At 62.0% G+C, this 14,231-nt stretch carries 12 protein-coding genes; 6 read left to right on the top strand and 6 right to left on the bottom strand.

Annotated elements, in window-relative coordinates; genetic code table 11:
* Positions 1 to 264: 264 nt before the first annotated feature.
* Complete coding sequence (locus F8O06_RS09410) at positions 265 to 987, bottom strand: LysE family translocator (RefSeq protein WP_158038350.1); 723 nt, start codon at positions 985 to 987, stop codon at positions 265 to 267.
* Positions 988 to 1,069: 82 nt separating this feature from the next.
* On the opposite strand from F8O06_RS09410, the gene F8O06_RS09405 reads away from it, so the two are divergent.
* On the top strand, positions 1,070 to 1,522 hold the full coding sequence (locus F8O06_RS09405) for an Lrp/AsnC family transcriptional regulator (protein WP_158030963.1): 453 nt from the start codon (positions 1,070 to 1,072) through the stop codon (positions 1,520 to 1,522).
* 81 nt (positions 1,523 to 1,603) lie between these two features.
* On the opposite strand, the gene F8O06_RS09400 is transcribed toward F8O06_RS09405, so the two are convergent.
* The 3 genes from F8O06_RS09400 to F8O06_RS09390 form a co-directional block, all read right to left on the bottom strand.
* On the bottom strand, positions 1,604 to 2,557 hold the full coding sequence (locus F8O06_RS09400; RefSeq protein ID WP_158030964.1) for an alpha/beta hydrolase: 954 nt from the start codon (positions 2,555 to 2,557) through the stop codon (positions 1,604 to 1,606).
* A 94-nt stretch (positions 2,558 to 2,651) separates the two neighbouring features.
* The gene (locus tag F8O06_RS09395; RefSeq protein ID WP_158038349.1) at positions 2,652 to 3,260 is read right to left on the bottom strand and encodes a DNA-3-methyladenine glycosylase I; all 609 of its coding nucleotides are present in this window, start codon (positions 3,258 to 3,260) and stop codon (positions 2,652 to 2,654) included.
* Positions 3,241 to 3,594, bottom strand: coding sequence for a metallopeptidase family protein (locus tag F8O06_RS09390; RefSeq protein ID WP_158038348.1), 354 nt, complete (start codon positions 3,592 to 3,594; stop codon positions 3,241 to 3,243). The genes F8O06_RS09395 and F8O06_RS09390 overlap by 20 nt, the downstream gene beginning before the upstream one ends.
* A gap of 75 nt (positions 3,595 to 3,669) precedes the next feature.
* On the opposite strand from F8O06_RS09390, the gene F8O06_RS09385 reads away from it, so the two are divergent.
* A complete protein-coding gene (locus tag F8O06_RS09385; protein WP_158038347.1) occupies positions 3,670 to 4,419 on the top strand; it encodes a sulfite exporter TauE/SafE family protein in 750 nt (249 codons plus the stop codon).
* A 118-nt stretch (positions 4,420 to 4,537) separates the two neighbouring features.
* Here the strand turns inward: F8O06_RS09385 and F8O06_RS09380 are convergent, their stop codons facing one another.
* Positions 4,538 to 4,984: a hypothetical protein gene (locus F8O06_RS09380; RefSeq protein WP_158038346.1), complete on the bottom strand. Its 447-nt coding sequence runs from the start codon at positions 4,982 to 4,984 to the stop codon at positions 4,538 to 4,540.
* A gap of 116 nt (positions 4,985 to 5,100) precedes the next feature.
* Positions 5,101 to 5,541 (bottom strand): hypothetical protein, encoded by a 441-nt coding sequence (locus tag F8O06_RS09375; protein ID WP_158038345.1) that lies wholly within the window; start codon positions 5,539 to 5,541, stop codon positions 5,101 to 5,103.
* Between the two features lie 570 nt (positions 5,542 to 6,111).
* On the opposite strand from F8O06_RS09375, the gene F8O06_RS09370 reads away from it, so the two are divergent.
* From F8O06_RS09370 to F8O06_RS09355, 4 genes are all read left to right on the top strand, one after another.
* Positions 6,112 to 6,519 (top strand): hypothetical protein, encoded by a 408-nt coding sequence (locus tag F8O06_RS09370; RefSeq protein WP_158038344.1) that lies wholly within the window; start codon positions 6,112 to 6,114, stop codon positions 6,517 to 6,519.
* A gap of 256 nt (positions 6,520 to 6,775) precedes the next feature.
* Positions 6,776 to 7,633: an RHS repeat-associated core domain-containing protein gene (locus F8O06_RS09365; RefSeq protein ID WP_192496904.1), complete on the top strand. Its 858-nt coding sequence runs from the start codon at positions 6,776 to 6,778 to the stop codon at positions 7,631 to 7,633.
* Between the two features lie 3,077 nt (positions 7,634 to 10,710).
* Positions 10,711 to 11,145: a hypothetical protein gene (locus F8O06_RS09360; RefSeq protein WP_158038342.1), complete on the top strand. Its 435-nt coding sequence runs from the start codon at positions 10,711 to 10,713 to the stop codon at positions 11,143 to 11,145.
* A 1,529-nt stretch (positions 11,146 to 12,674) separates the two neighbouring features.
* Positions 12,675 to 14,219 (top strand): MFS transporter, encoded by a 1,545-nt coding sequence (locus F8O06_RS09355; protein WP_158038341.1) that lies wholly within the window; start codon positions 12,675 to 12,677, stop codon positions 14,217 to 14,219.
* The last annotated feature ends 12 nt before the right edge of the window (positions 14,220 to 14,231 follow it).

Raw genomic sequence — 14,231 nt, 5'->3', positions numbered from 1 at the left:
AGCCTCGGCCCAGCCTCTGGTGCCGGGGCTCGCTTGCGCTCTGCTGGTGGGTGCTGTCGCCACCTTTCGCACGTGCGCCGCCACCACGGTTCGCACGTGCGCCGCCAGCACGGTTCGCACGTGCGCGGCCACCACGGTTTGGATGGAGTAGCCATCGTTCGCGCAAAATCAGCGGTTTTTGACCAATCGCCGCAGGTGTCTGCCAATTGCCGCAGCTCGCCGCCGGTCTGGCCCGCCGTTTGCGCAGCCCACGGCACCACCTACTCAGCGCAGCAGCGTCACGACTTGGTCTGCGATCAGCGCCACCCCGAAGCAGAGCATCAGAATGCCCGAGACGATCGAGATCGGCTTGAAGACACCAGGGTGCCGGTCGAGCACGCGCACTGCGGTGAGCGCCAGCAGCGTGTAGAAGCACATCGTGGCCAGCACGTGAACGCCGCCCAGCATCGCCGTCTGCGCGCTCAGCGACCATGCGGCGTCAGGGCTGATGAACTGCGGCAGAATCGACAGATAGAGCAGCACGACCTTGGGGTTGAGCCCGCTGACGCCGGCGCCCTTGGCGACGACGCGTCCGAGCGGATGCTCCGGCGGGGCAGGCAGCACCGGCAGCGTGATCGACCTGGTCACCACCGGCATCGCGCCTGTCGTCGTCGAGATCGCCTGCGCCTGCATTGGAGTCACCTGCGTCGGAGCCGACAGTGCGAAGCCGCTAGGACGCCGCAGGGACTGCACCCCGAGCCAGCAGAGATAGGCCGCACCCACGAAGGTGAGGGTCGTGAGCGCACCGGGCAGCAGCGCCAGTGCGACAGTGAGGCCTGCGGTCGCAAGGATCGTGTGGCCTGCATAACCGATCAGGAGCCCGCCGATCGAGGCCATCGCCTCACGCGTGCCGCGTGCATGCGAGAGGATGTACGCCCAGTCTGCACCCGGGGTGATGATGACGATGAGACTCACGGCGAAGAACGCCGGAAGCAATGCGGTATCCATAGAGTGAATGGTATGTGCACAGCTTTCGCATGTGGTGCCAAGTCTGGTTGTCGAAGGCGTCTATATAAGTAAGATCTTGCGTATGGATGCAATTGACCGGAAGATTCTTGCGCAGCTTCAGAAAGATGGTCGGCAGACCGTCACCGAGCTTGCCGAAAAGGTGCAGCTGAGCGTCTCGCCGTGTCTGCGGCGTGTGCGTCAGCTCGAACGAACCGGGATCATCACCGGCTATCACGCCAGCATCGACCCGCGAAAGGCCGGACTCGAGTTCCAGGCGCTGCTCTTCATCACGGTGAGTCGCAGCGATGCCGGAACCATGGCGTCTATAGAACGGTCGTTGGCAGATATCGACGAGATCATCGAGTGTCAGCGGCTATTCGGCGAACCAGACTTTCTGGTCAGGGTGCTCACGCGAACTCTGGCCGACTACCAAGAGCTCTACGATCAGCGCATCTCGGTCATCCCCGGCATCGAGCGCATCCGTTCGACTCTCGTCATGCGTTCGGTCGTGGTGAGTCGGCCGATCGCGCTGTAGGCCGCCGACACTGCTGAGATCACGGACGCCGAGCGACGCCCGCGCATGGCACCTGACCGCCTCTGTCGCGCGTCCCGTCGATCAGATCGCGTGCATCGCGCGGATGCGGGCGAGAATCGCCTGACGAGAGATCTCGATCTCAGGGGCGATGCGATCCCACCTGTGCGGCACGCCGGGATACACATGCAGCTCGGTCTGCACACCGGCCTGCAGCAGCCGACTGGCGAAGGCGATGTCTTCGTCGCGGAAGATGTCGAGCGTGCTGGTGTCGATGAAGGTGTCGGGCAGGCCAGAGAGGTCGTCGGCGCGCACCGGTGTCGCATAGACCGAGGCAGGCTCGTCTGCTGCAGCCTGATCGCCGAGCAGCGCCTGCCAGGCGGTGATGTTGTCGTTGTACGTCCAGGTGACGTGCTCGTCGAGCAGCGGGTCTGAGAGCACCGTTCGGTCGTCGAGCATCGGCGCGATCAGAATCTGGGCTGCGGGGGAGGGGCCGCCACGGTCGCGGCTGAGTAGGGTCAGACCTGCGGCCATGCCGCCTCCGGCGCTGTCGCCCATGACGAAGATGCGGCGAGGGTCGGCATCGAGCTCGTCGAGATGCTCGAACACCCAGGTCAGCGTGCTGTAGGCGTCTTCGAGCGGGGTGGGGTGCGGATGCTCAGGCGCGAGACGGTACTCGGGCGCCAGCAGCGCGACCCCTGAGCGGGCCACGTAGTCGGCGATCGAGGCGTCGACCTGATCGAGCGTGCCGACGAACCAGCCGCCGCCGTGCAGAAAGAGGCCGAGCGGGCCGGGAGTCCAGTCGAGCGGCAGGTACAGTCTGGCGCGCAGTTTGTGACCGTCTGGCGTCGGAATCGGGTAGTCGCGAGTGACCACTTCGGGCGTGCGCGCTGGATCGGTCACGAAGCCGAGACGCAGCGCCGCACGTCGCCTGCGCCCCTCGATGTCGCCGACGGGCAGCTTGGCCGGGCGCACCTTCGAATAGAGATCGTCTCGTTCCAGAAAGGCGCGAAACTCCGGGTTGATCGTCCAGGTCATGAGACCACTTCCTCTCCAGCGACTGTGATGGATGGGTGTCTCTATCGTTCCAGATCTGTGTCGGGTTGTCGCGTGTCGATCTTGCGAAGTCTCATCAAGACCCGTGAGCGTCGCCTGCGGCGACCGGCCGGTGCGCCCCGGGCAGGTGGGTGTCGACGATGCCGATGGCCTCCATCAGGGCGAACATGGTCGTGGGGCCGACGAACGAGAACCCCTGCGCTCGCAGTCCGTCGGCCAGCGCACGCGACTCGGCGGTCTGCGTAGGGATGTCATGCAGCGTGAGCGGCGCATCCCACGTCGATGGGCGGAACGACCAGACGAACGCGGCCAGCCCACCGGTATCACGCATGGCGGCGGCTGCGCGCGCGTTGCGCACGGTCGCCTCGATCTTGCGGCGCTGGCGGATGATGCGCTCGTCGGCCAGCAGACGGGCGACGTCAGATTCGTCGAAGGCGGCCACGGCATCCACTTCGAAGTCGGCGAAGGCAGCCCGAAAACCCGGTCGCCGGGCGAGGATCGTGCGCCACGACAGGCCGGCCTGGAACGCCTCGAGACTGAGCCGCTCGAAGACGCCGCGCTCGTCAGTGACGGGCAGACCCCACTCGGTGTCGTAGTAGTCGCGCAGCAGTGGGTCTGTGGCCGCCCACCGCGGGCGTGCCCGACCATCGGAGCCGACGATGAGCTCAGCCCCAGCCGAGCTCATGCAGCTTCTCTTCGTCGATGCCGAAGTAGTGCGCGATCTCGTGCATCAAAGTGATGTGCACCTGTTCGACGAGGGCCTGCTCGTCGTCGACGACGTCGAGCAGCGACTCGCGATAGAGCACGATGCGGTCGGGCAGATCGACCATGCCGTAGTCATCTCGTTCGGTCAGCGCGAGGCCGTCGTACTCGCCGAGCAGATCGAGCGACCCGTCGGCGGGCCGGTTCTCGATCACGAAGACCACGTTGTCGAGCTCGTCGATGACCTGTTGCGGAATCTCGTCGAAGACGTCGTCGACCAGCTCTGCGAAGCGGGTCTCGTCCATCTCGATCGGCATGAGGTCATCATAGCGATCGCCGACATCTGTCGCTGTGAAGTAGGAGAACAGGGCTGCAGGAGGTAGCCTGCCCCGGTGATCGCAGCGCTGCTCATTCTCGTCTTCATCGGCTCGTTCGCCCAACGCATCACCGGCCTGGGCTTCGGGCTGGTCGTGTCGCCCTTCATCGTGCTGCTCTTGGGCCCCTACAGCGGGGTCATGATTCTCAACCTCGCAGCCATCGTCTCGGCTTCGCTGGTGCTCAGCCGTGTCTGGCGAGACGTCGACTGGCGTCGGTTCATCGGCTTCGTGCCCACGACGCTGCTCGGCATCGTCGCCGGAGGCATGCTCGCGCATGCACTGCCGGGGGAGTGGCTCGAAGCGATCATCGGCGCGACGCTGATCATCGCGCTGACCGTCTCGCAGCTGATCGGTCGCACCTCGTTCGTCGCGGCGGGGCCGAGCTGGATCGCCGGCAGCGGGTTCGCGGCCGGTGCGATGAACTCGGCTGCGGGCATCGGTGGGCCGGCGATGACGGTCTATGCGGTGCTCTCGAAGTGGCCGCAGAAGTCGTTCTCTGCGATGCTGCAGCCGTTCTTCATGATGACCGGCGTCGCCTCGTTCCTGGTGAAGTTTCTGATCGACCCCGGGCGTCTGGTCAGCCTGCCGACGCTGGTCTGGATCGGCATCTTCGTGATGCTGGTGCTCGGTGTGACCTGCGGCAGTCTGGTGGCCAAGAAGGTGCCGGCGGGTGCGGCGCGCATGGCCGTGCTCGTGATCAGCTATGCGGGCGGTGTGGTCACGCTGGTGCGCGGGCTGCTCGACATCTTCGGCGTGCAGATCTGAGCGGCTCTGGGGATGATGCGGCCAGTCTGGCTCACGGCGGTCGGCCACGCAGTCGGCGCCGGTTCTGTGTGGATGCGATGTGCACGAGACGCAGCGGGCCCCGCGCTGGTAGCGCGTACTACGAGAAACTCTCTGTCAGGAACACGTACATTCCGAGCACTTGAGCAGCAAGAAAAAAGAGGGTAACGCCCCACATAGTTTGTATTGCGAGTCGTCGTTGGCTGGGAGGGATTGTGCCATTCTTCGGTCGCCGGCCTACCAAGCCGAGTGCGAATAGTCCGATGGGGATGATGAGCATAATGTACATATGTACGTGTGCGTTGCTTGCCCCGCGGCCGTTGTAGAGGATGTACGAGTTCAGCGGGATCTGGGTCATCACGAACCCCAGCATGGCAAACCCCAGCAGCGACGCAACCAACGGAATCCAGGCCAACTTCCTCGACAACAAAATACCCGAGAAACACTCAGATTTGCTGATGGCTGGCTTATCATGAGATGTCAAAGCCGCATTACAGTCCCGAAGGATCTGCTCGAGCTCTGCGTCAGTGATCTTCAATTTGCTCATGGTTCATCCCCCGGAGTCCTCTTGATGATCTTACCGGTGAGTTCGTCGAGCGTGCCTGTGGCAGCACTGCTGGCAGCGGCCACGGCAAGGCGACGGGCGTGCGGATGTGCCCTTGCCTACTGCATTCCGTTGGCTAAGTATGAGTAGGCGCCCACGATCTGGATCCCAACGACGAAGAGCACAATGAGCACAACGAGGGCCACTGAGAGTTTCCGTTGGCTGTATGGGATCGTGCCGCCTTTGGGGCGTCTGGATAAGCCGGTGAAGATGCCAAGCCCGACCGGAGCGACCAGCAATGTGTATAGGTACATGTGTACGTTGGTGCGCCCGCGCCCGTTGTACAGCACGTAGGTGTTCCATGGCACTTGGGTGAGGACGTACACCAGCAGTCCGGCGCAGATCACCGCACCGGCAAGCAGAACCCAGGACAGTTGGTATGACAGGCGGATACCGGCTGCGAGCTCCTCTTTCTGCATCGGAGGACGATCTCGTTGTTTGAACTCCGCGTTGGTTTCGGCCAGGAGTTTGTCGAGTTGTTCTGAGCTGAGCTCTTTCATTGCGGGCCTCCTGACAATGCCCAGGTGAGTGACCCCCACCCGATGTTCATCGCAGAGCGTGCAGCATGTGCACCACCACCATGACCGGGCTCCATGTCCTTCGCACCCGGCACCCACCCCGTCGCCCAACCACTCGTCACATCCCCCAATATATCGGTGGTCTGCATAGGATCCCCGCCAATGTACTTGCCCACCGCGTCACCAGCCCACGCCGTGCCACCACCAATCAGCCTATCTGCAGAGTTCCGCAGCCGCGCATATGGAGCTAGATTTTCGCGAGTCGGGAAGGACGAACACAAACTGAAGCTGACCTGGGTCTTCCAGGCATTCAACTCGGAAGGATCGCATCTCTGCGCGCCCAACAGCGAATTCTGTCCAGTGAAATCCCGCTGATCGTCCAGCTTCGCCAACATTTCCTCAAAGCAGCAACTGGCATTGAGAGTGATTAGCGCTCAGCAGAACAAAACGCCCCGTCGGCGTAACATAGCTCGAACTGCGTCGCATCCAATATGTCGGCGCAAGCGTATCGACATCAGACGTCTGTAGCCCGTACAGACAGGGGAGGCAGCTTTGTACACCAATTCACCTGCGCAGAAGAAGCCGCGAAAACCGGGCACAGTCATTCCCATTGGGCAACGCCTCTCCATGCTCGTCGTGATCATTGTGTTCGCACTGCAACGCGCACTCTTTCCAGCGTCTTCGGTGCTCGTCGCTGCCATCTCAGGTGCAGTCATCGGTGGGCTTTCCGCACTCATCTGTCACCTCATCGTCACCGCAGTGCAGAAGAGCAAAGCGCCAACACAGGCCGAAACAAAGTGGGCGCTGAAGTACTTGCGATGGTCACAGCCAAACATGGCATTCCATTCGGACGAAGCATGGGCAGACGCACTTCGTCGCCGTGGAGTCACAGACGGCCGCATCGCACTCATCGGCCCAAACATCCAGCAATATGCACAGAACAGATACGGACTCGCCTAAGAGACACCCTTGCAACCCTGCCGGCCTCACACGCTACCGGCGCGACGCGGCCGGGCGTGTGACCGCAGTCACCCATGAGGGTGTCGGTGATGCCGAGGTGAGCCGTGATGCCGCGCGCCGGGTGTCTGTGGTCGCTGCTGGTGGGCATGTGTTGTGGGTGGATGTGCTCGGGTGTCTGCGACAGATCGATGGGGTGGCGTTGACCTGGGATGTCGCTGACAGGCTGCCTCGGCTTGCTGCTGTGGGTGGCTCCCCGGTGGTCACTGGCCCTGCCGGGCTGGTTGGGACGGCCGCGGGGTGGGGTGGTGCCACGGCGCGTCAGACTCGTTCGTTCGCCGCTGACCCGTGGGCGGTGCCCGACTGGCAGACGTCAGACGCCGAGCCTGCCCGCACCGACATGTCAACACCAGCCCAAGGAGGCCAAGCGCCCGGCGGCCAGACACCTGGCGGCCAGGTGTTTGGCGGGCAGGTGCCCGGTGGCCGGGCGGGGTCGTTGCCTGCTGTCGGGCTGCCCGCGGGCGTGTCGCTCAGTGGTGCCGGCAGTGTGGTGTTCTCAGGCATGGAATGGATGGGCGCGCGGGTGTACGACCCGGCGACTCGCGGGTTCCTGGCCGTTGACCCCGTGCCGGGCGTGCCCGGAGCCGGGTGGCAGACCAACGCGTACGCGTACGCGGGCAACAACCCAGTCGGCATGTCAGACCCATCCGGCCTCGCCCCGCTCAGCGATGCCGACCTGGCCGCATGGGACGACGCACACCACGGAGCGATAGCGGCTGTCGGTGACTGGTGGAACGACAACTGGGAATACGTCGCCGCTGGCGCAGCGATCGCTGTCGGTGTGGGGCTGATGTTCACCGGCGTCGGCGGCCCCGTCGGCGCGGTCCTCATCGGCGCCGCCTCCGGCGCGTTCATCTCTGCGGTATGGACAGAAAGCGACCACAGGCAGCATCGACTGGATCACCGTCGGCCGCGACGCACTCGTCGGCGGGATACTCGGGGCGGCGGGCCCAGCCTGGAGCGCCAGCAAAGGCGCGGCCACGCTCGGCACACAAACACTGGGCACGAGCACGTTTGCGGCTGGCGTGAAGAGTGGCGCCCGAACGGCGCTCGATAAGGTGGCATTGAACGCAGGAGCTGGAATTCGCCAAGCTGGTGAGTTCGCTACACGGGTCGCGACGAGTCCTGGTGCAAAGTCGTTGGGCGTGCGTGCCGCTATCGATTCCGGGGTCGGGGCCGTAGGTAATACCGGCACCTACTTTGTGACGACACCTCAGAGCAAATGGTCGGTCCAAGGTGCTGCTGCTGCAGCAGCCGGCGGAGCAGCAGGCGGGCTCATTGCAGCCCCAGCCGCACCACTCAGCGCACATGCGACATCTAGATATGGGCAGCTGCTGATTGAAATGGGCATGTCAAGCGCTGGAGGCGTGAGAGGGAGCTGGCTGACACACACATTCGACGGAAGTTCCTACAGCCCTGAGGAAATGGCATTCGATGCATTTACTGGTGGGGTGATGTCTCGTTTTCCTGGCGCAGATGATCTGCTGTCCAAGCCAACGTGGGGTACGGATCTTGGCGTGGCGTGGGCGGCGCAGCATGTGCAGTGGTCGTTCGATAGTGTGAAGTACATCGGAGAGCAGACAGGAGTGCTTCCCCAATGAGTGAGAACGTACGACAGAAAGACGAAACTATTGACGAGCGCCGAGCAAGACTCGGCAAGCATCCGCTTACTCCACGGGAACGAAGACTAGGTCGCAGCGCTGTACATGTGATCCAAGCCATGGTATCTGTTTCAATGGTGATTGTTGTCTCTGCTGGGGTCTGGATCTGCACGCAAGTACCTCTCAGTACCACGATTTCATATAGCAGGTCTAAAGATGCAGATACCCACATTCCACTCTTTGCACTGGTACTAGCACCCTTGCTACTTCTGCGTATTTGGTTCGTAGGCAGAAAACCGGATGCCGGGGATATTTCAACGTCAACTCGTATCGCGCTGCTTGTCGTAATCCCAATCTTCTTACTGATGATAGTGGCTGGTCAAATGGTGCTCATTCATGCATATCTGGTATCAGGAAGAAACTAAGAGTCTAGGGCACAGTCCTACAGTGATTTCAAGGCTGTGATGTGGCCGAAGAGCCCGACCATACTTTGCTACTACTCTTGCCGCGTGACAGTTGTACGTCCCTAGACGTTGCTTTTCTCAGCTACCCGCGTCACGATGTGTACTTGGGTGAAGCTCTCTGCCGGTAGAACCCACTCGTGTTCGTGGACGACAGGCAGCTGGCATAGGGGTGATCTCATCTGATGCCGATGCGGCAATTCTGAAGGCGACGACCGGGCATATTGATTGGGCTCAGGCCGGCGTGTCAGGCATATCTGGCCCTATTGGTGGCGGGCTTGGGCCCGTGTCGCGTCTTCAGGTGCGAGGAAGGCGGCACGGTATAGGGGGCTCGGTGGTCCTTGGATCGGCAGCGTCGGTAGAACGTCAATGGGGCGCATTGTCGGGGAGTTCGGGATGAACTCGACAGCCGTGCTTGCTGGTACGGTCACCGCTGATCGAGTGTCTGGCCATGAGACTGATTGGGGAAAGACGTTGATTCAAGCTACAGCTGGTGGCGCTGCCGCAACTGGTGTCGGGCACATCCCCGCGTTCAGTGGCCCTGGTGCTGCGAAGGATCTGGCGAGCATGTACCAGCACGGCGCCTCGGGAGTCGATTATTTCATTGGCCAAGACGGTGCCCGGAACGCAGCATCCCTGCTCGTTGGCAATTCTGTTCCTCTCGCGGTGAACGGTATGACGGACTTCGTCTGGACTACGGCGCAATGAGGGCAGGGCTGTTCCCCAATGGACGACGGGCTCTGTACCCAGCTCTCCCCGGCCCAGCGGCACTCATAGCAACAGTTTCTGTGCTTGTCATTCAATGCGCAGTGATCTGCTTTCTGTGGACAAAAGGCTTCAATGCTGCTTTGCTTTGTGCCCAGTCGCTCTTGCTGTTTGTCGGGGCAACGTGTTTCAGCTCTGTAGCGTTTCTTCTCTGTGGCTTAGTCCCCGGGTATCTCTCGCAGCTACTTCTTCTTAGTGGCGGTGCAGTGTTCATCGGCTGGATGGGAGGTAGCTGGCCTGCAGCCCAAGTGAGTTTGTACGCGGCAGTTTTCCTCTCTCGTTGGTGTGGGGTTGCTGGGAATGTGTGGTTGTTCGGGCGTGATGTGCGTGCGGAGGTGGTTGGTCTGGTCGTGGCTGATCGTTCGGGGGGGTGTTGAACGAGTTGAAGACGAGCTGGGTCTGATGGCTGAGGGTGTCGGGCGGCGCTCGTTTCTGCTTGTTGGTGATCAGCGCGCGCTCTTTGTGGGGTCAAGCGATGTCGATGACGTTGTGGTGGCGGTCTCAGATATGCGCAGTGCTCTGGTGGGTCGAGGGAACTGGCAGATGCTCCAGGATGCTCACGCTGATGGCAGGGCTGCTCGTGTTGCTTTTGGGGTTGATGCTTTTCGTGTGCCTGGCCAGCTGCGGGTTCCGCTTGCGGTTGCCCGGGCATCTGCTGAAGCGTTTATGCGCGGGCAGGTGGAGAGCACCCAGGAGTGGCGGCCTGCGAGAAGGTACGGACCGCGTCTTGACCGAGTTGTCTCCAGATGGGTGTCGTCAGCACCGCAGCAGAACCGTTCGGCAAACGACTCAGACCGGGATGAGTAGCAGGTCGGGAGTGCGACGTGCTGGACCCGTTCGTGGCTGCCGTTTCGCTTCCTCGTGCCGATGATCTGATGCCCAAGCCAACGTGGGGCATGGATCCTGGTGTGGCCTCGGCGGCACGACATGTGCAGTGGGCGTTCGACAATGTGAAGTACATCGGGCAGCAGACAGGAGTGCTTCCTCAGTGAGTGTGCGTGCACGGCGGAAAGATGAGACGGTCGATCAGTGGCGAGAACGTGTGGGCAAGCGGCCACTGAGCGATGAAGAACGCAGACTCAGTCGGAGCGCGCTGTCGTGAGCTCTGCTCCTGCTGGTCCCGATGCAACACAAGGTCTTACTATGGGGTTGTGGTGCACAATAGTGCGATGCGTGGAGCGGCTGCGCAAGGATTCCGCAGGGTGCCAATTTGTGGCAGGTAGCAGTGAATGGGTTTGTCTCGGGTGGTACAAGGCCGACTATGGGCATCCATGCCAAGTAGCTCTGACAAAAGGAAGCGCGAGGCATTGACTTCCAACTCTCAAAAGCAAGGAAATGCACAGGGCTCACCGTTGAAGCGGTGGTGGAACCGTGTGATCGTTCTTTTAGGCATAGTCATGTTGTTGTTCGTTGGGTTGATTTTCATCAATCCGTGGTTGGAGTCGTTGGATGCACAGTGGGTTCCGTGTACGGTGACCTCGGCCGAGGCGGCGACCGCGTCTGGCGGAGGCCGTACTGCCCGAACGTCACGGCCCATGGTCAAGATTCAGACTCAGCAGTGTGGAGAAGTTGGCATTTTCAACGAGATCACGAGTGAAAATCAGCAGCAGATCGCTTCTGAGCTGAAACCGGGACAAACCTACGAATTCGAGATGGGCTGGCTATCGCAGCGCGCCGCCGCAGGTATCTGGGTGTTCGACTGGATGTTCGACCCCGAAGCCACAGCATTCCGCACTCTCTAGAGCCTGGTAGCGAAGAGAGTGCCAATAGGTGCGGATCGGATGGCCGTGCTCGTGATCAGCTATGCGGGCGGTGTGGTCACGCTGCTGCGTGGGCTGCTCGACATCTTCGGCGTGCAGATTTGAGCGGCTCTGGGGATGATGCGGCCAGTCTGGCTCACGGCGGTCGGCCACGCAGTCGGCGCCGGTTCTGTGTGGATGCGATGCGCACGAGATGACGCAAGCCTCGCCCTGGAAGCGCGTCTGCCAGATGACGACGCGCGTGCTGGGCTGGTCGGGGCGTTGCTTTAGGCGAGCCCGTATCTGTTCTGCGCATATTGCTGGATGTTTGGGCCGATGAGCGCGATGCGGCCGTCTGTGACGCCACGCCGACGGAGTGCGTCTACCCAAGCTTCATCGGGGTGGACGGGTGTGTGTGGCTGTGACCATCGCAAGTACCTCAGAGCCCACTTCAACTCGGCTCGTGAGGGCGCTTTGCTCTTCTGTACTGCGGTGACGATGCGGTTACAGAGAACAGCGAAGAGACCGCCGATGACTGCGACCGAGATGAACGCGATGAGTACCGAGGATGCTGGAAAGAGAATGCGCTGCAGCGCAAACACAATGAGCACTGCGATCATGGTGAGGCGTTGTTCGAAAGGAATGATGGTGCCCGGTTTTCGCGGCCTCTTCTGGCCGGGTGAGTTGGTGAACATAGGTGCCCCCGATCTGTAGCGGCTGCAGGCGTCTGATATCCATACGGTGCATCGACATGCTGAATGCGACGCAGTTCGAGCTATGTTACGCCGACGGGTGTTTACCACTTGGACCCCTGATCACGTCGAGCTGATTCCAGCACGATGCTGGGGGGGAGTCAGAGTCCAGGGCATGGCAAGGACAAACCACACGGATGAGTTCCTGCAACGGTCGACCGCCGCGTCTCAGTCCTCATTGAACGGAGCTTTTCGATCGGGGAGTCGAGTCCCCGGTACGTGGACGATGTCTGTGCTGTCACCGCATCCGTTTGCCTCACGGAAGCAGCATGACCGAACCGACACTGTGCCCACGATCGAAGGTCAAGGCGAAGGCGCACAAGCCGGTCGAATCAGGCAGTTGTTGCGGCACCTCTCTGAAAAGGCTGCAGCCGAATCCCGTGCTCTTGCCTGGCATGTCCCAGGCGCTCCAGCGCTGTCGCGCATGGACAGTGTCGTTCAGCCCGTGAACGTGACGTTCATGCGGTGTGGGTCAGCGATAGCGACGTCGCAGTAGCCATATCTGGTACACTTGTGCGTTATTGCCTGTAACGGTCGGGTCCTAGTGACCCGTGAAGAGCTGCGTGAGCGCCCTGTCGACAGGCGGCGGAAGACGGTCGAGATGACTGTTCCGCGGCACCGTAGCCCATGCCCCGCGCCCGATGCGCGGCTGGCAGGGCTGTGCAAGATGTCCGTGCTGCGCTGAGAGATCCTCAGCGCAGATGCCTGGGTGCGTGATCATCCGGGCCACGTTCGCGATGCCGTTCCGTTCCCGCGTTCACGAAACGAACAGAGGTCGAGATGCAGACGAAAGACAGTACTTCGCAGAATCAGGGCTCAAACGAGCCCGCTCAGCAGCAGGTGAGAAGGCGACCGCTGCGCAAAGACGACGTGGTGATCGTCGAGAAAAGGCCGATGAAACAGGCTATCGGCGGCACTGTGGTCGGTAACTTCATGGAATGGTTCGACTTCGGCATCTACGGCTATCTGGCCGTCGTGATGACGCACGTCTTCACCGAAGGGCTGCCTCAGCAGACCGGTCTGATCATCATGCTCTTGGGCTTCGCCGTGAGCTTTCTGGTTCGCCCCCTCGGCGGGCTCGTGCTCGGGCCGCTGGGTGACCGCATCGGTCGTCAGAAGGTGCTCTTCATCACGATGGGCATGATGGCTCTGGCCACCGCTCTGATCGGCCTGCTGCCCACCGCGGCGCAGATCGGCCTGTGGGCGACGGTGCCGCTGTACCTGCTGAAAATGGTGCAGGGCTTCTCGACCGGCGGCGAATACGCCGGTGCCACCACCTACGTCTCGGAGTTCTCGCCAGACAAACGACGGGGGTACTTCGCCTCGTGGCTCGACGTCGGTTCATACCTGGGGTTCGCCGCAGGCGCGGCCACGGTCGCGATCACCACGGTCATCGCCGAATCGGCGTGGGGCGAGCAGGCTATGGTCAACGGCGGCTGGCGCATTCCGTACCTCGTCGCGATTCCGCTCGGCGCCGTCGCGATCTATCTGCGCACGAGAATTCCCGAGACGCCGCACTTCGAAGACGAGCAGTCGCAAGAGAGCGAATCGACGGCCAACGACCCCATGTTCCAGCGGCTGGGCATCGTCGGCATCATGCGCAACTACTGGCGCGAAGTGCTGATCGGCATCGCGATCGTCGCGGCGACCAACACCGCAGGATACGCGCTCACCAGCTATATGCCCTCCTACCTGGAGACCGAGGTGGGAACCACCCCGACGATGGCCGCTGCTGCGACCGTTCCCGTGCTCGTGGTCATGTCGCTGTGCCTTCCCCTGATCGGTCGTCTCTCAGACCGCATCGGTCGCCGACCGGTCTATGGCATGGCCGTGATCTCGACGCTGGTGCTGATGGTGCCCGCATTCATGCTCATGCACGTGGGCACTTTCTGGGCCATTCAGGGCGCGCTCGTCCTGGTCGCGATTCCCGTGGCGTTCTACGTCGCGATCTCTGCGGCCACGCTGCCGGCACTCTTTCCGACCGCCTCACGCTTCGGCGCGATGGCCATCTCGTACAACGTCGCCGTAGCGCTCTTCGGTGGCACCACCCCGGTGTTCTCACAGGGGCTCATCGCACTGACCGGCAACCACTACATGCCAGCGTTCTACATCATGTTCTTCGGCCTGCTCGGCGGCATCGCGATGCTCTGCATGCGTGAGAGCGCGAAGCGTCCGCTGCTGGGCTCGATGCCGACGGTCGAGACCGAGGCCGAGGCGCGACGCCTGGTGCGAGATCAGAAAGAGAACCCGTACATCGACACCCGCACGATGCCCCTGCAGGTCGTCGACGGATCAGCCTCGCACGAGAAGACCTCTCAGAGCTGATCCGAACCCGGC

The sequence above is a fragment of the Pseudoclavibacter sp. CFCC 14310 genome (genome assembly GCF_008831165.1).
GTDB lineage: Bacteria > Actinomycetota > Actinomycetes > Actinomycetales > Microbacteriaceae > Pseudoclavibacter_A.
This window is presented reverse-complemented; position numbering and strand designations above follow the sequence as displayed.

What these genes read in the sequence shown, in the direction of transcription:
- F8O06_RS09410 (WP_158038350.1), bottom strand. Translation starts at nt 987, where the DNA reads ATGGATACCGCATTGCTTCCGGCGTTCTTCGCCGTGAGTCTCATCGTC.
- F8O06_RS09405 (WP_158030963.1), top strand. Translation starts at nt 1,070, where the DNA reads ATGGATGCAATTGACCGGAAGATTCTTGCGCAGCTTCAGAAAGATGGT.
- F8O06_RS09400 (WP_158030964.1), bottom strand. Translation starts at nt 2,557, where the DNA reads ATGACCTGGACGATCAACCCGGAGTTTCGCGCCTTTCTGGAACGAGAC.
- F8O06_RS09395 (WP_158038349.1), bottom strand. Translation starts at nt 3,260, where the DNA reads ATGAGCTCGGCTGGGGCTGAGCTCATCGTCGGCTCCGATGGTCGGGCA.
- F8O06_RS09390 (WP_158038348.1), bottom strand. Translation starts at nt 3,594, where the DNA reads ATGCCGATCGAGATGGACGAGACCCGCTTCGCAGAGCTGGTCGACGAC.
- F8O06_RS09380 (WP_158038346.1), bottom strand. Translation starts at nt 4,984, where the DNA reads ATGAGCAAATTGAAGATCACTGACGCAGAGCTCGAGCAGATCCTTCGG.
- F8O06_RS09375 (WP_158038345.1), bottom strand. Translation starts at nt 5,541, where the DNA reads ATGAAAGAGCTCAGCTCAGAACAACTCGACAAACTCCTGGCCGAAACC.
- F8O06_RS09355 (WP_158038341.1), top strand. Translation starts at nt 12,675, where the DNA reads ATGCAGACGAAAGACAGTACTTCGCAGAATCAGGGCTCAAACGAGCCC.